The organism is Dysgonomonas sp. 511, assembly GCF_010501105.1.
GTDB lineage: Bacteria > Bacteroidota > Bacteroidia > Bacteroidales > Dysgonomonadaceae > Dysgonomonas.
Genome location: NZ_QVMQ01000005.1, coordinates 1 through 18,949, shown reverse-complemented (window position 1 = coordinate 18,949; position 18,949 = coordinate 1). Strand labels below are relative to the sequence as shown.

Genomic DNA, 18,949 nt, shown 5'->3' with positions numbered 1-18,949 from the left:
TATGAGATTTTACAGCATTTCTAAAAAGTGCCTGTTTGTAGTTGTTTGTGTAATCTTTTCGGGCCTTATATCGGCTCAAACAAAGCAAAAGCCTGTAGATTACGTAAATACGCTAACGGGGACTCTTTCAAAGTTTGAATTATCGACAGGAAACACATATCCTGCCATTGCCCGTCCGTGGGGAATGAATTTTTGGATTCCCCAGACAGGAGGCATGGGCGACGGGTGGGCATATGTCTATACTGCCGACAAGATCAGGGGATTTAAACAAACCCACCAGCCCAGCCCGTGGAACAACGATTACGGGCAGTTTGCCATCATGCCGGTAACGGGCAAGCCTGTTTTCCACCAAGATAAGCGTGCAAGCTGGTTTTCGCACAAGGCGGAGACAGCCAAGCCTCATTACTACTCAGTCTATCTTGCCGACCATGATGTGACAACAGAAATCACCCCTACCGACAGGGCAGCCATGTTCAGGTTTACATTTCCCGAAGAAGAAAAATCTTACGTAGTGATAGATGCTTTCGACAGGGGATCGTACATAAAGATTATCCCCGGAGAAAACAAGATAATAGGATATACTACAAGAAACAGCGGAGGCGTTCCCGCTAATTTCAAGAATTACTTTGTAGTGGTTTTCGACAAACCATTTACCTATTACGCATCGGTGGGCGACGACGAAATACGCAAGAACGAAACCGAAGCTAAAGAAAACCATGTGGGTGCCATCATCGGTTTCTCTACCAAGAGAAATGAAATAGTGCATGCCAGAGTCGCATCGTCTTTTATCAGCCACGAGCAGGCAGAACTCAACCTGGACGAACTGGGCAACGACACATTCGACCAGATTGTGAAAAAAGGAGAAGATGTATGGAACGGTGTATTAGGCAAGATAGAAGTAGAGGACGACAATATCGACAATCTGCGCACATTCTATTCATGCTTCTACCGTTCGGTACTGTTTCCGCGCAGCTTTTACGAATTTGATGCCAAAGGGCAGGTTGTTCACTACAGCCCTTACAACGGGCAGGTATTGCCGGGCTATATGTTTACCGACACAGGATTTTGGGATACATTCCGTTGCCTGTTCCCGTTTCTCAACCTGATGTATCCTTCTATGAATGCCAAGATGCAGGAAGGGCTTGTAAATGCCTATAAAGAAAGCGGCTTCCTTCCCGAATGGGCAAGCCCGGGACATCGCGACTCTATGGTAGGGAACAACTCGGCATCTATCGTTGCCGACGCTTATATAAAGGGGCTTCGCGGATACGATATCGAATTGCTTTGGGAAGCCCTGATACATGGGACAAACAACCATCTGAAACATACTGCATCGGGGCGTGTAGGCCACGAGCAATACAACCGTCTGGGATATATACCCGACAATGTAGGCATAGGGCAAAGCGCAGCCCGCACACTCGAATATGCTTACAACGACTGGACAATCTATAAACTGGGGCAACTGTTGAACAAGCCGCAAAGCGAGATAGATATTTACAAACAACGCGCCTTCAACTATAAAAACCTTTACAACCCTAAATACAAACTGATGACAGGCCGCAGCGAAAACGGCGACTTCGAAAAGAATTTCGATGCAACAGACTGGAGCGGGGCTTTCTGCGAAGGAAATAGCTGGCACTGGAGTTTCTGTGTATTCCACGACCCGCAGGGCTTGATAGACCTCATGGGTGGTAAGCAGGGATTTAATGTAATGATGGACTCGGTCTTTATCGTTCCCGGATCATTAGGCATGAGGAGCCGCGGCATGATTCACGAGATGCGCGAAATGCAGGTGATGAACATGGGGCAATATGCGCATGGCAACCAGCCAATACAGCACATGATATACCTCTACAATTATTCGGGCGAGCCTTGGAAATCCCAATACTGGGCGCGCGAAATAATGGATAAGTTGTACAACCCTTATGCCGATGCCTATTGCGGCGATGAAGACAACGGGCAGACATCGGCATGGTATGTCCTGTCAGCCTTAGGATTCTATACCGTTTGTCCGGGTACGGATGAGTATATAGTGGGATCGCCACTGTTCAAATCGGTTAAAGTCAACCTCGAAAATGGGAAGCAAATCATCATCAAGGCTGATAATAACAACAAACAGAACCGCTACATCAGGTCGATGAAGGTAAATGGCAAGAATTACACAAAAAATTACCTGACTCATGGCTTGCTGACAAAAGGGGCTTCGATCCAATTCGAAATGTCTGATGTACCGAATAAGCAGAGAGGCACTTCGGAAGAAGACTTCCCATATTCTTTTACCAATGAATTGAAGAAGTAAAAAACCATTAATCTAAATCTATATGAAACAAAAGTTTAAATTCTTATTATCAATCGCGCTCATAGCACCTCTTTTCTTCGTCTCCTGCGACAACGACGAGAAAGAGGCTACCCCGGCAAACGATCTGGTTGTAGACAATACCTCTGTCACGCTGCTGCAAAACGACGAGATTGTTGTTACCATCACGTCGGGCAATGGCGGTTATTCAGTCAAGGCTGTCGATGCATCCGTAGCCGGCGCAACAGTTTCGGGCGATAAGGTTACAATCAAAGCACCCGAAGACGCAGAGCTGGGTGAAACTACAATCCTCGTGTTAGACGAACGCAAGAAAGTTGCCCGGATCAAAGTAAGGGTAGCCCGGTTGTGGGATCTTACAGTAGATAAAAGCGAACACGAAATGTTTATCGGGGCTATGATTCCGGTAAAAATAGAAACAGGGAATGGCAACTACGAAATCTCGATAGAGGAAGGCGAAGATATTATCGAACTGGGTCCCCTTACAGGGCAGGTATTTACCGTAAAGGCTCTCAAGCAGGGTGGCGCAAAGGTAAAAATCAAGGATAAGAAAGACAAAGAGATTATTATAGATATCCTTGTCAAGATAGTAGACCTCGAACTCGATAAATACGAAGTATCGCTTATCGGACCTTCAAAAACCACTGATGTAAATATCCTGGCAGGCAATGGAGGCTATGTAATGACCTATTCTCCCGATGGTATTGTGATTGCAAGCGAAGTAAACAATGTAATTACCATAACTTCTCAGGCTGTGGGAACTACAGTTGTTACAGTAACCGACCAGTTGGGTTCGACTAAAGATATTGAAGTTACCGTATTGCCAAAAGAAATAGCTACAGATGTAGAAACCCTTACTGTCTACGGAACTAAGGCGAATAATAAGTTCGGCATTACCGACGGCAATGGCGGATACAGTGTGGTGTCTGGCAACGAAGACGTAGCAACAGTAGCTATTTCGGGAAGTGAAGTAACGGTGACCGCTAAAAAGACCGGAAGCACATCGGTTACAATAACAGATGCACATGGCAAAACTAAAGATGTGGAAATATCGGTAGTACCAATGGCCATGAATATGGGCTATGATTATTGTTTGATTGCAAATTATGGGGCTCTAGCCAATAGCAACGACTATAAGGCATTGCCGCAGGTAACATTCGAAGTCAGGTTCAAACTGAATGGTATCAGAGGCCTGCAAGGTTTTATTGGCTTAGAAGGAAATCTTCTGCTCCGGGGAAATCACGACGACCACCAAGGCGACCAGAATGTAGAACTGGTAAGTAAACTTGGAGGAGATGAGCAAAAAATGATTACTCAAAAGTTGCTTAAAACAAATGTGTGGTATCACTTGGCTCTTGTTTTCGATGGTTCTCAGCCAAATCCCGAAGACAGGCATAAGCTATATGTAAATGGTGAACTCTATACCAATTTCCTAAGTACAGACAATAAGATCACCATCGACAAGACCGCGGTAGACCTAACGAAGACAAACAATGCACCGGGACTTGGCATCGGACGCATAGGACATGGCGACTACCGTGCAATGAATGGTATAGTTGCCGAAGCACGTGTGTGGAAAACAGCCCGTACTGCCGATCAGATAAGGGATAATATATGCCTGTTCAGCGAAACCGACCAGTCGGGGCTTATATCCAGATGGGTATGTGGATATGGCATACAAACACCATCCATCACCGACCTCAACGGAGTATGCGATGCTGTGGTATATGATAATAAGTCGAACAACGTAGAGAATGCTAAGACATTCCCTGCCGACAAATGGGCGGCAGCCGGTTGTCCATAACAGTAACTTAGATAATTAATAATTCAAATATATGAAAAAACACTTGTCGAAATTTATCATGTTGCTTTGCATCATCGCATTTGCATCATGTAGCAACGATCTCAATCCGGGTTTCGATCCCGGCGATTATGAGCCGATAGTGCCGCCTGAGCCTGTCCGCACACTTACTTCGATGGCTAGTGGCGAGAGGGTTGTCTTATCCGGCACATCTATCGAAGATATCATACTATCGTGGATACCAACAGAGCCGAAGGGAAATACGGTATTCCGCTACGAAGTATTATTCGATACCCTCGGTGGCGACTTTACAAAGCCGGTTGCCGCTATAAAATCGGACAAAGAAGCACTGGCATCACAACTTACAGTTTCTCATTTCCAGATGAATGCCATAGGCAAACTCGCCAGGTTCAAAGCTAATTCCAACGGCACATTGCGCTGGCGTGTACGCGCCTATTGCGGCCTGGATAAAGCACTGAGCAGCCTCGAAGGCACATTTACCATCTTCATGATGGATGGCATAGACGATATCCCCGGCGAAAACGACCATCTGTATATTACCGGATTGGCTACGGAAGACAATGGCGACCCTTCGCTGGCTCTCGAAATGACGCAGATGGGAGAAGGCATATATCAGGTATTCACCAAATTGAAGAAAGACAAGACTTATATGTTCTTCTGCGAAAAAGATGGCAAGAGCCATGTATATTATTATTCTAAAGACAAGCTCCGCCAAAGGCTCGACGACGAGGATAATGAATGCGAAAGCACCAAAGACGGCATTTTCCGCATCACACTCAACTTCAATACACAAGAGTATGAAATAGTGGAAGTTTCCAGTGTATATCTGTTTTGTATTGCAGGCACTTACTCTCAAGAGTTCAATTATCTGGGCTATGGCAAATGGGGAGTGAAAAACTTCACGGCGCACAAGCGCAAAGAAGGTTGGGCAAGCAGTGGCGAAACCCGTCACCACTTCAGGATGAAGCTGCTGACTGCCGATGGCGAAATCCGCATCAACTGGGGAAGCAATATAAAAGATTCGGGTTTGCCAAAATATGATAACGACGGCAACCTCGATTATTCGTACTTCAACATGTACGAAATGAGTGGAGACTGGGATTATTCGTTCAGGTACGATGAAGTATTGTTGCAGTGGGGAGCCGAGAACAACGGTAAGTGGGACGCCACGGTAAAAACAGATGTAACCCTTTATTTCAATGCCGATTACGGACAATATACACATCGCTGGGTGGCATCAGAATAATAAACTAAAAACAGGAAACTAAAATGAAGAAATACATTATATTATCTTTTGTAGCATTATTTCTGATATCGTGTTCCGGCGATGAGGATATATACAGAGGCCATTCGCAGCCGGGAGGAGAATATGTATCGGATATAGACTGGACAGATGCTGCAAATAAGAGTACAAGCGATTTTCTCAAGTACTTCTACTGCAACGACGACCCGTCGGCTCCCGGAAAAGCATATTTTCTTGCAGCCCTCAAGTGGCACGAGCCTAATACAATAGAGAGCGGAGCAGAGCCCGACGAACGCCAGTTTGGCTTTGGCTACTGGATGCAACCTCACGCAATGGATATCTTGATAGATGCCTACATCCGCACCGGCGACCAAAAATACCGCGACACTTTCGAGCCGTGGCTCGAAGGGATGAAGTTTTGGAATGGAAGGAACCACTGGGGCAACCGTTACCCGAACAGCATGGGCTTGTGGAACAACTTCTACGACGATATGCTCTGGTGTGCCCTTACCACAGCCCGTATGTACGACATCACAGGCGAGCAGGTTTTCTGGGATGCAACAATGACGCAATGGAACTTCATCAAGACTGCTAAGAACGAAACAGAAGCAGACATTGCCGACTACAAAGGCGACCTGAAAGCTACAGGCCGCAAAGGTATGGCATGGAAATGGGATGCCCCTTATTCGCGCATGTCGTGTTCCAACGGGCCGGGCTGCCTGCTTGCCATGAAGCTGTATAAAATCTGTAAGAAAGAAGGGCGCGACGACGAAGCCGCCTACTTCCTCGACTTTGCACAGCAGGTATATTCATGGATGAGCCAGTTTCTTTGCGATGTCTCTACAGGGCAGGTCTACGATAATATGAGTGTGGAAAACCCCGACCCTGCACAATGGAACCCCGACAAAGTGGCTCTGTCGTACAATCAGGGTACTTTCATGGGGGCTGCGCTCGAACTATATTATGCTACCGGCGAAGAAGAATACCTCCGCAATGCCGTAGCATTCTGCTCGTATCAGGTAAACCGCAAGATGGACGACAACAATTCTGTATTTGCCGGCGAGGGTTCTAATGGCGACAACCTGCTGTTTCGCGGGGTTTTCCTCCGTTATTTCCTCGATATGCTGAAACAACCGGTAAGTGCTTCGTTTTCGGAGAAGGTAAAGCAGAAGTTCGTAAATACATTGTACCGCAATGCCGATGTATTGTGGACATCAGGCCGCAACGAAGGCCGCTATTTCTATCAGTATAAATGGTACGAAGCCCCTACTGCGGGCAACAGGGATGCCGAAGGAGTATGCGACATTGCAACCAATGCACAGGTGTCTGCAGCTACTCTTATCGAGATACGCGCACGTTACGAAGACTGGGCCAATGGCAAAGAGTCTGAAAACAGAATATACTAAGAAAAACAATCACTTTTATCCACATTAATATATACAGATGATGAATAAAACAAAGAAACAAGTTTCGGTATCGTCCCGGATCTGTTTTATTGCCATATCCTCATTGCTGATGCTGGGCAGCCCTGTAGCGGCCTACAATCCGGCAAAAGGAACGGATAGTGCAAAAGAGATACACCAAAACAAAATCACTGTTACGGGTGTCGTTCTCGATAAGTCGAACGACGACCCTCTTGTCGGGGTTACCGTAGTAGTGAAAGGTACCGACATAGCGACAATGACCGACATCGACGGGCGCTTTACCATCAATATGCCTTATGCCGACGCTTCACTGGTATTTTCTTATATAGGATTTCAGCCGGCAGAGATCAAGCCTGCCGGAAAAAAGGAGATCACCGTTCATATGAGCGAAGACGCTAAGGCCTTGCAAGAGGTAGTAGTGGTAGGATATACCAAGCAACGCAAAGAAACGATGATAGGCTCTATAGCCACCATCACCACAAAAGACCTGAAGCAAAGCCCTACGGCCAATATCAACAATGCTTTGGCAGGACGCCTTCCGGGGCTTATCGCCAACCAGTATTCGGGTGGAGAACCGGGGGTAGACCGCAGCGAACTCTTCATCCGTGGTAAATCTACCTATGGCGACCAGGGTGCAATAGTAATAGTAGATGGCATAGAACGCGATATGAGTTATCTGGCTCCTGAAGAAATTGAAACATTCACCATCCTCAAAGATGCTTCGTCTACCGCTGCCTATGGTATCCGCGGAGCCAACGGGGTAATAGTGATCACAACCAAGCGCGGTAAGGCTGCCGAAAAAGCCAGCGTAAACTTCAAGGCATCGGTCGGGTTCAACAATCCTGTGAAATTCCCCGAATATCTGGGCTCGGCAGATTATGCCACATTGTACAATGAAGCGTTGGTCAACGATGCCAAGATGAAAGGTGCTTCGAGAGACGAAATGGATAACCTGAAACTCTTTTCGCAAGATGCAATAGACAAATTCAGAAGGGCGAAGGGTGATAATTCCGACGGTTTGGGCTACGACTGGGACTATTACGATTTTGCATTCAAAACAGGTGTACAGCAGGATTATAGCCTGTCTATCCGCGGAGGGTCGGACAGGGCGCGTTATTACGTACTTGCCAATTATTTCACACAAGGGGGCAACTACCGCTATACTGATGTTACAGACTACGATTCGCAGATGAAGTTTAACCGTTACAACTTCCGGTCGAACATCGATATAGACATAACCAAATTCTGGGCCGTAAAGCTCGACCTGGGCGCACGTATCACCGAGCGCAATGCTCCGGGAACTACTGCCGGCAGGCTGATGACCATTGCTGCCACACAGCCGCCGCATCTGCCTATCCTGGTGGAAGAAAACAGCCATCCTCTCAACGAAGAATACATACAACAAAATCCTTATGGAATGCTGTTCGGCGACGAAACCTACCGCTACAATATGCTGGGAGAGCTGAGCCGTACGGGATATCTCAACGAGAAAAACACGTATCTGAACGGTAGCTTCTCCATGACCTTCGACATGAATTCTCTGGTGAAAGGACTGAAAGCCGACCTGACATTCTCCTACGATGCTTCGGAAGGCCGCTGGATCAACCGTAAGCTCGATACCTACAAAGAAGGCTTCAGGGAATATCCTCAATATGCAACCTTTGTTCCCAAAGAGAAGATCGACGTATATATGAATCCCGGGCATTTCGAGGGTGCTTATATGACAGGTAACAAATATGCCGTAGACCAGACCATAGGCAATGGGCTGACCCACAATGCTTCCGATGGACGCACATATATTCAGGCCCGCCTCGACTATAATAATACTTTCAACAAGATACATGAATTGAGCGGTATGCTTCTCGCCAACCGTTCCCACAGGGCTGTAAACAACGAACTGGCATATCGCTATCAGGGAATTACAGGGCGTATGGCATATTATTTCAACAAGAGATACCTTGCTGAATTTAATTTCGGGTACAATGGTTCCGAAAATTTTGCACCGGGCAAACGCTACGGGTTCTTTCCGGCCGGTTCGCTGGGATGGGTTATCAGCAGCGAACCTTTTATGGAAAAAGCATCATCGTGGCTCGACCAGTTGAAAGTAAGGACATCTTACGGGCTTGTAGGTAGCGACAAGGTCGGAAGCCGTTTCCCTTACCTGTCTTTCTATGGCGGAGGTTCGGGATACAACTTTGGTTCCGACTTCGGTTCAGGATATGGAGGGCTGAAAGAAGGAAACCTTGCCAATGCTGACCTCACTTGGGAAAAATCGCGTAAGTTCAATTTCGGTATCGACTTTTCCACATTCAGGCAGAAGCTAAACGTCACTGTCGATCTTTTCCACGAATACCGTTACGACATTATAACCAGTATGGCCGACGACGATATTATGGGATTCCCTTCTATTGTAGGTACCGAAGCCCCTTTGAAGAACTTGGGTAAGGTAAGCAACAAGGGTATAGACCTGGAAATAAGCTGGGACGACAAGATAGGAAGGGATTTCAGATATTACATCCGTCCCAATCTTACATTTGCCCGCAACAAGCTGAAATATAAAGCTGAAGTAGCCCGCAACAACGAATGGAGCAAACGGACAGGCAAGCGTCTTTACGAAAACTTTGTGTATGTATTCGACCACTTTGTGGCCGACCAGGCAGAAGCCGACTGGCTGAACGATATACGCTATCAGCCTTGGGGAGATCTTATTCCCGGCGACGCCGTTTACAAAGACCTCGACCGCGATGGTAAGATAACAGACGACGACCAGACAGCGATGGGCAATCCGCGTAGTCCTGAGTTGATGTTCGGTATTCCATTTGGAATCCAGTATAAAAACTTCGATATGAGTATATTGCTGCAAGGGGCAACAAATACGTCTGTATTGCTCAATGGCGCAGCAGTGTACGATTTCCCTCAGTTCGATCAGGATAAAAGAGGTAAGGTGAAAAAAATGCACCTCGACCGTTGGACTCCCGAAACGGCTTCTACAGCCAAATATCCGGCACTGCATATGGGTACGCACAACAATAATAAGACCAACAGTAGCTTGTTTCTTTACGATGCCAAATACCTGCGCTTGAAGAATATCGAAATAGGGTACAACCTGCCACTTAAGTTTTTGAAGAAATACAATCTGCAACAAGTCCGCATATATGCACAAGGGCTCAACCTCTTGACCTGGGATGGGCTGAAAGACGTCGATATAGACCCCGAAACCAAATCGGGCGACGGGGCATCGTGGTATCCTATTCAGAAAGTATTCAACTTTGGTATTGATATAACATTCTAAAATATAGAAAATGAAGACAAAGAGATTATTATATACAATAGGCTTAGCGGCCATTGCCATATTCGTATCGTCTTGCAGCGATTATCTCGACCGCGACGATGACGACCAGATAACGGAGGCGGATGTTTTTTCGCGCTACGAGAAAGTCAACGAACTGGTTACCGATGCTTATGCTGCGGCAAAAAAAGCAAACAGGCCGTTGGTGTTTTTCGAACACTTCAGCTCGTCGGCCATCACCGACGAATGTGAAGGTACCACTGTGGAAGGAAATATTACAAACAACTTCAATAGCGGGGCATGGAATCCCTATTCGCTGCCGGGCAGTTCGGGGCAATACTGGTGGAGCCTGTATGAAGGTATCCGTAAGACAAACCTTATTCTCGAAGGAATTGCAAAATATGATACTCCCGACAATCCTATACAGCCCGGAGAACTTAATTACCGTATAGGAGAAGTCTATTTTATGCGTGCCTATTTTCATCTTATGCTATTCCGCATGTATGGCGAAGCGCCTTACATAAGCCATAAGATAAGCGCAAGCGAGGAAATGAATTTCAAACAGGAATCCGTACATGCGATGGTAGAGAAAATGGTGGCCGATGCACAAGAGGCATACCGCAGGGTTCCTGCCAAATATGTGAAAACCTCCGAACACTTCGGGCGTGTAGATAAAGGAGCATGCCTGGGATTGATAGCCATTGCGCGCTGGATGGCAGCCACACCTTTGTGGAACGGGGCAAAGAGCCACGGGTATCAGCAGACACGGATATTCGAAAACGAATATGGATACGATTCTAAACGTTGGGAGAAAGCACGCGATGCCGCCAAAGCAGTTTTAGACTTCGAAGTAGGAGGGTATAAACGCTATGCGCTATACACCAAGCATACCGACAGCGACTTTAAAGACCCTAACGGCGAAAACCTGAACGATAGCCGTGTATATACACGCTTGTGGGATATGTTTCACGATATGGATGCTTTTGCCGGCGAATGTGTATTCTTTATCACGAGAGATAAAGACCAGGCGTGGCAGGGCGATATCTACCCGCCGAGCCGTTCGGGCAGTTCGCGCCAGCAACCTGTACAAGAGCAGGTAGACGAATACGAATACATAGTTGGCAATTATGGGTATCCTATCTATTCGTCAGACGCGCGAAAAGGTGGTTACAATGATGCCGATCCGTATGCCAAAGGAACCCGCGACCCGCGTTTCTACCGCGATATTATCTATCATGGGGCTCCTTATCGCGACAATAGCAACAACCAGAAAATAACTAATACAGCCAACGGTTCTGATGCTATCGGGGCTTCCAATGCCACTACTACAGGCTATTATCTGCGCAAGTTTCAGCGAGAGACATGGAACCGCAGCGGAAGTTTCAGCATGAATGCTCCGGCAATATGGCGGCTTCCCGAATTTATCTATATATATGCCGAAGCTGTAAACGAATTGGGCGAAACCGATAAGATAAGCGAAGCCTATGACCTGGTAAATTCGGTACGCGAGCGGTCGTTTATGAAACCGATGCCTCCTACTGTGAAAACCTCGAAAGAACTTTTCTTCGAATATATACAGCGCGAACGCAGAGTCGAGTTTTTCTATGAAAACAAACGCCCTTGGAATTGCCGCCTTTACCTTGAGCCTACAAGCCGCGAGGAGTTGGCAAAGGAAAGCCTGTGGAAAGCTTCGGGCATCGACAACAGTTCGCGCACGAGAAATTATTGGGCTGCCAACAATGGTGCTTTGCCTAAGAGCCAGAGGATGATAAACGGAATGCGTCCGGTGAAGAATGCGAATGGAAAAATAGATGTGGACGGGGAGAAATATGTAATGGAACGTTTCTGTGTCGAAGAACGTGTATTCCAGAGCCAGCATTACCTGTTCCCGATCATGCAAAGCGAATTGCGTCGTACTCCTTCTCTGGTGCAAAATCCGGGATGGTAAACGATAAGGGTATGATATAACCTGTGGAAACAAAAAAGTAACACATCTGTGATTTTATTTCGGCAGTTTTATCTATATAAGGATAGCTTTTGGCTGATAGCGATTAGCTTTTAGCAAGAAAAAGGTAACAGAAAAAAAAGGCTGAAATGTGTTACTTTTGTTACTTTTTCACCTCACTCCCCGCTCTCTCCAAAGGGAGAGAGAGCAGCAAAGCCACGACAAGGGAGAGTGAAAAGTAACAATGAGAAAGTATAAAAAATGTGTTACAAGTGTTACTTTTTGGAGAGATACAAGATGCCAGTAGACGAGTTGACGGGCTGGTTTCTTATAAAATATAAACTTGTACCTCGTATCTTGTTTACTTGTATCTAAAGAGAAGAAAATTTGTTAATAATGATATTAATAATGAACGAAATATGAATAAGTATTTAAAATATATTACAACACTATTATTGTTATCCGTGGCATTCAGTTTCCTGAGTTGCGACGACGATGACGATACTGTCGTGAAAGACGTATATGAAATAATAGTGAATAAGCCTGTTGTTCGCCTGGGAGCAAACGAGCAGGCAACAGTAAAGGTTGTATTGGGCAATGAAGGATATTCTGTAAAAAGTTACGACACCTCTATAGCTACCGCCTCCATTTCGGGCGATGTGGTTACTGTTAAGAGCCTGAACAAACAGGGTGCAACCACCGTAGAAATAACCGACCAGGAAGGTGTTATCGGTAATTTTACCGTAGCGGTGGGCACATTCGAGTTGCAGGCGAATGTATCCGGAATCGAAATGGAAAGGCTCAACGAAACTTCGTTGGTTGTAAGTTCCGGCAATTTTTCGAGCAACGACGAACTCGATATTGTGATAGCAGACCCATCGGTAGTAAGTATCGAAAATACCGATCCTTACCGTCCGTACTATACTGTAAAAGGCATAGGTATAGGAACTACTACCATTACCTTCACCGATAGGCTTGGCAAAGAATTGGTGATTGATGTCGATATCGTCCCTATCACTATAGATACCGATATTATAGAAGGCGAGACGAAGCAGGTAGGGGTAAACAACAAGGCTGTGGTGAATATACTGAAAGGAAACGGCAACTATGTAGCTACTCCGGTAGATGATTCGAAAGTCTTGGTCAAAGTAGTAGACAACACAATCAACATTATAGGTAAGTCGGCAGGAGCTACAACCATCCTTCTCGAAGATGGAGAAGGGCAAACGTTCTCATTCGAAGTGAACGTAAACAAGATAGACAAGGTGGCAAATATAGGGACTTCCAACTACTTCTCTGTTCCTTTCCATCTGAATGGGGCAGCCGATCCTGCAATGAAGGGGTTGAATGCAATAACTTATGAGTCGCGCTTCATGATCGAAAACCTGAATGGAGACGATAATGGCAATGCACGCATCAATACAATAATGGGAGTGGAAAAGATATTCCTTATGCGTGTCGACGTACGCAAAGGTCAGTCGGGCGACCGCTACATACAATTGGCTGCCGACAATAAGGGAGGCATCCGTTACGAAGGTTCTACCAAGATAGAACCCGGAGTGTGGTACAATGCGGCCATAGTAGTAGACCCGGCAAAGAGCGGTACGGACAAGATAAAACTGTATATAAATGGCGTGGAAGAGACTCTTGGCTATTCGAGCGGAACACCTGCCGACCTGAAAGATATCGACCTGACATCCAACTTCTTTATTGGACAGTCGGATGGCAAACGCAGGCTAAATGGCGCAATCAGCTACGCCCGTATATGGACAAAAGCGCTCGATGCTGGCGAAATAGCAGCATACAATAGTAGCTCTGTCGATCCGTCGGCAGATGGGTTGGCTGCTTATTGGGCATTCAATAATGGTGCCGGCGATGGGGTCGATAGATTCATCTCGTTAACAGACAACAACTACGAGGCAAAGGCAGCCAATAAGGTTACTTCATGGACTACCGACCCTATTTTAGAGTAAAAGCAAAGGACTAATGAACCATAGGGGAGGAGGTCTGCTTAAACCTCCTGCCCCTTTCAAACAATTGGAATATAATGAAATATAAGATATTTATGGCTCTTTTGGCGGTGCTGTTTTCAAGCCCGTTTATGGCTCAGAATAAGTCGAATGCCAATAAGCTGCCCGATTGGGCGATGGGTGGCTTTGTACGTCCGCCGGGGGTAAATCCGGTGATAAAGCCAAACCCGGCAACGAAGTTCCTTTGTCCTATGCAGAAGGGCTTGGTAGGCTGGGAAGAGAGCGATACCTTCAACCCTGCCGCCATTGTCAAAGACGGGAAGATTTACGTGCTATACAGGGCTGAGGATAATTCGGCTACAGGAGTCGGCAAAAGGACTTCGCGCATAGGCTTGGCCGAAAGCACAGATGGCATCACCATGTCGTTTCGCGATAAGCCGGTGCTTTATCCCGACGAAGACAATGCGAAGGACTTGGAGTGGCCGGGCGGATGCGAAGACCCTCGTGTAGCCGTTACCGAAGACGGGCTGTATGTCATGTTCTATACCGGGTGGAACAGGCAGGTTCCCCGTTTGTGCGTTGCCACCTCGCGCGACCTTGTAACATGGGAGAAGCATGGCCTGGCTTTCGCTAAAGCATACGATGGCAGGTTTGAAAACCTGGAAAGCAAGTCGGCTTCCATTGTTACCAAGCTGGTAGATGGCAAGCAGGTGATAGCCAAGGTGAATGGCAAATACCTGATGTATTGGGGCGAGAAGATGATTAATGCTGCTACCTCCGACGACCTGATAAACTGGACTCCCCAGCTGAATGAGAAGAACGAACTGAAAGGGCTGGTATATCCGCGCTATAAGTACTTCGACAGCAACCTTACCGAGTGCGGACCTCCTGCCATCATTACAGATAAAGGCATTCTCCTGCTGTATAATGGCAAGAACCGGACTGACGACAGGCGCGACGAGCGTTACAATGCAGGGACATACAGTGCCGGGCAGGTGCTATTCGACCTGGATAATCCTTATAAAGTTATCGGCCGTCTCGATGTCCCGTTTTTCCGCCCTATGGACGACTTTGAGAAAAGCGGGCAGTATGTAGATGGCACGGTCTTTATCGAGGGACTGGCGTATCACAACAAGAAATGGTATCTCTATTATGGTTGCGCCGATTCTATGGTCGGTGTCGCTATATACGATCCAAAGAAGAAAGTGCCGGGCGACCCGGTAGAATAACAGGCAGGGTAGGAGAGAGCTGTCGATAGGATGGCTTCTCTCACTTGCCCAGTCCTTTTATGGTTACATTATCTAAGATAATCTTGTTCTTTGATCCGCCTCTGTTCCAGGGATATAGCCTTAGCCTGTAGGTTTTTCCCTTTTCTATCTTTATCATGGTGTTGAAAGAATATGGCTTCAAAGCTTTATCGCTCATATTCTCCATTACACTGAATGAATCGGTCTTTGAAAAATTAGCATCGGCAGAACCAAGTACGGTAAACTGCATCTTATCGCCACTTTCTGATTTCAGCGAGAATGATAAATGGTTGAGGTAGATGTCGTAAGAGTTGGCAGTTATCGCTAGTTCGGCATATCGCGCAGCATTCATATCTATTTCGCGGGCAGCCGATTCCAGGTCTTGAGCGTCAGTATTCTCTATTACGGTCAATCCTGCATTTGTTGTATGATGGGCTACCAATCCCTGTAGCTTCAGTTCGGCTTTTACATCACCTTTTACCTGAGGCTTTGTTTCCATTGGAAAGGTTTTTGCGGGCGAAGCAGTAATTTCTATTACTTTGTCTTTGTCGGCAGCAAGGCCTGAGCCCGAAAGAGGTATTTCGATCGTATTTTCCGATAGCTTTTTCTTGGTAATCAGCACCTTTTTGAAAGCCAGCGCGTCATTGTACTCTTGTGCACCCTGCGGCGTAAACTTTACATATACCGTAGCGATGAAGTCACCGTTTGCATCTGCTGTGATAAGTTGCGAGAACTCTTTGTCGGGATAGAAAGAAACCATATAAGGATCGGCAGACATAAGCCTGATATGCTTTTCCCCGGGAATGCCGACATTAACCAATGTAAAGGCCTGTACGACAGGGATGCTCACCAGTTGAGAACCGAAGTTCAGCCTTTTAGGCAGTACCGTTTCTTTCGAAGATACGATGTGTTCTTTCAGTATGTTCTTTCTTGCCAGTTCTTCTGCAAACAAACGGGCAAACAGCACCCCGCCGAGAGCACGGAGATGCGTATTGTCTTCTTCGCAATAGATATGTTGTTTCGACTTGTCGGGGCCATATTCTATTACCAGTTTTTCCGTCAGGGTTGTCATATCTACCAAAGGGACGGATAGTGTACGGGCGACAGACTTCATTGCCAGCACATAATTCATTATAGAATCGTTCTTTATGTCAGATTGTCTTACCAGATTGTGTTTGGCTGTGCTTGTCAGCGTTTTGCCATCGGCATTGAATGCACGCCTTACAACAGGTGTTGCCAGAATTGGTATAGCACCTTTGGCGCGGCTTTCTTCCACATATTTGGTGAGGTATTTTATATATTGGCTCCACGGTGCTGTTCCCCTGTTCTTTTTGTCTGCTTCGTCGCTGTCGGCTCCGTTATTCTTTTCGTCGTTGTGTCCGAACTGGATAATGACATAGTCTCCGGGTTTGAGGCTTTCCCTTAGTCCGGTCTCCCAAAACTCGAAGTAGAACGATTTGGAACTCCTGCCGTTTCGCGCAGCATTGTCTACTTGTACGTTCCCGTCGAAGAATATAGGCAACATTTGCCCCCATCCGCGTTTTTCTTTTTTCTGGCTGTTCTTCACCGGGTCGTAGTCTGCCATTGTAGAATCGCCGATAGTAAGCATGCGGATTTGTGCGTTCGACAGGCTGCTCAGGCAGAAAAGAAACAGGATATACAAGGCCGTTTTTCTCATCTCAATAAACTTTGCGGGTTCCAGTTGTCGCAACCACCCAATACGTTCTCCATTGTAAATTCTTTGGCTTGGTTTGCTGTCAATATTTTAGCCCATTTCACCCGGTTAGCAGTGTTTGCACCTTCGCCCTTGTTGTTGTATTCCATGTAGCTGGCTGTTTTTTCGTTCTCGGCATTGCGCCAGTTGTTCCATCCTTCGGGTTTTATCCCTTTGGGCAATGTGCAGTTCATAAACAAGGTCATGGAATAGGCTCTCCACGGCCTGCCCAGATAAACGGCAGATACATTGTCGGCTGTGGTTACGGTGCAGTTGTTGAATATATAACCGTATTTAATGTTTTGGGGAGTGTTTGCGGCTGTGATGTAGGAATTGCTCTTACAGTGAATCGTACATCCTTCGAACCATGCAGTAGACGGGCCGAAAATAAAATCGGTAGTACCTTCTATATAACAATTTTCGAAATATTGGCGGGCTCCGTCGCGTCCGGCATAAAGGGTATCCTGATGCCCGAGCAACCGGCAGTTGCGAAGTATCACGCGGTCGCCTTCTATATGCAGGGCTACGGCTTGTCCCAATGGTTGCGACGAGTTTTCGACAGTCAGGTTTTCGAGTATCACATCATTGCCACTCAGCAGGAAAGTGTGAGTCTTGAATGTTCCCATCTTGTTTATATTGGCATGGTCGTCGTAGTTGATGATGGTCTTGTCCCTGTCTTCGCCTACTATCCTCACGTTTGTAACATGTGGGGGAAGAATCAGTTTTTCTTTATATACTCCCTTTTTTACCTGTATAGTGATTTGTCCGCGCGGGTCGGCTGTGCGCACTGCATTGATGGCTTCCTGTATAGTGCGGAAATCGCCTGTGCCGTTACGGTCTACTATATATTCGGTTTTTTCCTGTGCCAATGTATTTACAGAAAATAATATCAGGAATATAAGCAAGTATTTTTGTATCATTTTAAATATAACTTTTTGTGGTTTCTTGAAATATATTATAAGGTTGATAATGAGTGTATTTTCTGTTAATAGTCTCTTTAGATACTAGTAAACAAGATACGAGATACAAGTTTATGTTTTACAAGAAACCAACTCGTTAACTCGTCTGCTGGTATCTTGTGTCTTTCTAAAAAGTAACACAAGTAACATCTTTTTTATACTTTCTCAACTGTTACTTTCCTCTCTCTTGTCGTGGCTTTGCGGCTCTCTCTCCCTTTGGATAGAGCGGGGAGTGAGGTAAAAAAGTAACACATGTACATAGTACATGACAAAAATTAAAATTATTGTAATATTAGCATTGTAGGGGCGAATTGAAAATCGACGGAGTCAATTATCATTCGCCCGTCGGTTGTGTCGGGCGTAAGATATTACGCCCCTACAGGCTCTCGAGAGAATATCATTTTTTTGTCATGTACTGTGCACATGTAACACTTTTTACATCCTTTTTCCTTGTTACATTTTTCTTGGCAAAAGCTGATCGCTATCAGCTAAATGCTTTTTATTATAGATAAAGATATAAAAATAAAATTACAAAAATATTCCTTATTTATGAGAATCAGCAGTTAGAATCTAGCTGCAAAACGTTCTTTTTTATACTGCGCGCAATCAGAGATTGCTTGCGTTCCTTTTGGCCTAAGCCCCAAAAGGAACCAAAAACTCTTTTGCGCCCCACTTCGCCGTACGACCCACTTTGCGCTTTGCCGGCTGAATGAAGTGAACTAACAGCAATCTTTTAGTTAGCTTAGCAAAGTTGCATAACAGCAGTCCCACTTCATTCTACGCCGCCTGCATCGCGTGGGTACCCCGTACGCAAAGCTAATGGCGCGGGCTAACGCCGGACAAGAGTTTGCGACAATTCTAGTCGTGCGTCAGCGGATGTGCATTAGTTCCGCAGGCGGGAACCTGTCCGGTGAAGACGGCGGAGAAAGGGATGGGGCGGAGCCCGTTTATCCCTTTCAGCCGGCAAACCGATGACAGGTCGCCGAGGGACGAAGCACTAGCCTTTTGCTTCCTTTTGGGCA

10 protein-coding genes are annotated in these 18,949 nt (G+C 46.1%); 8 read left to right on the top strand and 2 right to left on the bottom strand.

Features of this window, described 5'->3' with window-relative positions:
- The first annotated feature begins 1 nt into the window (after window position 1).
- From D0T57_RS03250 to D0T57_RS03215, 8 genes are all read left to right on the top strand, one after another.
- On the top strand, window positions 2-2,299 hold the full coding sequence (locus D0T57_RS03250) for a GH92 family glycosyl hydrolase (protein ID WP_163270841.1): 2,298 nt from the start codon (window positions 2-4) through the stop codon (window positions 2,297-2,299).
- Window positions 2,300-2,321: 22 nt separating this feature from the next.
- A complete protein-coding gene (locus D0T57_RS03245) occupies window positions 2,322-4,118 on the top strand; it encodes a LamG-like jellyroll fold domain-containing protein (protein ID WP_163270839.1) in 1,797 nt (598 codons plus the stop codon).
- A gap of 31 nt (window positions 4,119-4,149) precedes the next feature.
- A complete protein-coding gene (locus D0T57_RS03240) occupies window positions 4,150-5,382 on the top strand; it encodes a SusE domain-containing protein (RefSeq protein ID WP_163270837.1) in 1,233 nt (410 codons plus the stop codon).
- A 23-nt stretch (window positions 5,383-5,405) separates the two neighbouring features.
- Window positions 5,406-6,785, top strand: a complete 1,380-nt coding sequence (locus D0T57_RS03235) for a glycoside hydrolase family 76 protein (protein ID WP_163270835.1) — start codon at window positions 5,406-5,408, stop codon at window positions 6,783-6,785.
- 37 nt (window positions 6,786-6,822) lie between these two features.
- On the top strand, window positions 6,823-10,095 hold the full coding sequence (locus D0T57_RS03230; RefSeq protein WP_255490474.1) for a TonB-dependent receptor: 3,273 nt from the start codon (window positions 6,823-6,825) through the stop codon (window positions 10,093-10,095).
- Window positions 10,096-10,105: 10 nt separating this feature from the next.
- The gene (locus D0T57_RS03225; protein ID WP_163270833.1) at window positions 10,106-12,040 is read left to right on the top strand and encodes a RagB/SusD family nutrient uptake outer membrane protein; all 1,935 of its coding nucleotides are present in this window, start codon (window positions 10,106-10,108) and stop codon (window positions 12,038-12,040) included.
- A 416-nt stretch (window positions 12,041-12,456) separates the two neighbouring features.
- Window positions 12,457-14,010: a LamG domain-containing protein gene (locus tag D0T57_RS03220; RefSeq protein WP_163270831.1), complete on the top strand. Its 1,554-nt coding sequence runs from the start codon at window positions 12,457-12,459 to the stop codon at window positions 14,008-14,010.
- Window positions 14,011-14,084: 74 nt separating this feature from the next.
- Window positions 14,085-15,236 carry a glycoside hydrolase family 130 protein gene (locus tag D0T57_RS03215; protein WP_163270829.1) on the top strand — a complete coding sequence of 384 codons (1,152 nt, stop codon included), beginning with the start codon at window positions 14,085-14,087 and terminating at the stop codon, window positions 15,234-15,236.
- A 40-nt stretch (window positions 15,237-15,276) separates the two neighbouring features.
- Here D0T57_RS03215 and D0T57_RS03210 read toward each other — a convergent pair whose 3' ends face one another.
- Entirely contained in the window at window positions 15,277-16,932 is a 1,656-nt protein-coding gene (locus D0T57_RS03210; RefSeq protein ID WP_163270827.1) for a rhamnogalacturonan acetylesterase, read from the bottom strand.
- On the bottom strand, window positions 16,929-17,888 hold the full coding sequence (locus tag D0T57_RS03205) for a pectinesterase family protein (protein WP_163270825.1): 960 nt from the start codon (window positions 17,886-17,888) through the stop codon (window positions 16,929-16,931). The genes D0T57_RS03210 and D0T57_RS03205 overlap by 4 nt, the downstream gene beginning before the upstream one ends.
- Window positions 17,889-18,949 lie beyond the last annotated feature (1,061 nt).

Bases quoted from the DNA above. Each gene is read 5' to 3' on its own strand.
- D0T57_RS03215 (WP_163270829.1), top strand. From the start codon at position 14,085: ATGAAATATAAGATATTTATGGCTCTTTTGGCGGTGCTGTTTTCAAGC.
- D0T57_RS03210 (WP_163270827.1), bottom strand. From the start codon at position 16,932: ATGAGAAAAACGGCCTTGTATATCCTGTTTCTTTTCTGCCTGAGCAGC.
- D0T57_RS03250 (WP_163270841.1), top strand. From the start codon at position 2: ATGAGATTTTACAGCATTTCTAAAAAGTGCCTGTTTGTAGTTGTTTGT.
- D0T57_RS03225 (WP_163270833.1), top strand. From the start codon at position 10,106: ATGAAGACAAAGAGATTATTATATACAATAGGCTTAGCGGCCATTGCC.
- D0T57_RS03245 (WP_163270839.1), top strand. From the start codon at position 2,322: ATGAAACAAAAGTTTAAATTCTTATTATCAATCGCGCTCATAGCACCT.
- D0T57_RS03240 (WP_163270837.1), top strand. From the start codon at position 4,150: ATGAAAAAACACTTGTCGAAATTTATCATGTTGCTTTGCATCATCGCA.
- D0T57_RS03230 (WP_255490474.1), top strand. From the start codon at position 6,823: ATGATGAATAAAACAAAGAAACAAGTTTCGGTATCGTCCCGGATCTGT.
- D0T57_RS03205 (WP_163270825.1), bottom strand. From the start codon at position 17,888: ATGATACAAAAATACTTGCTTATATTCCTGATATTATTTTCTGTAAAT.
- D0T57_RS03235 (WP_163270835.1), top strand. From the start codon at position 5,406: ATGAAGAAATACATTATATTATCTTTTGTAGCATTATTTCTGATATCG.
- D0T57_RS03220 (WP_163270831.1), top strand. From the start codon at position 12,457: ATGAATAAGTATTTAAAATATATTACAACACTATTATTGTTATCCGTG.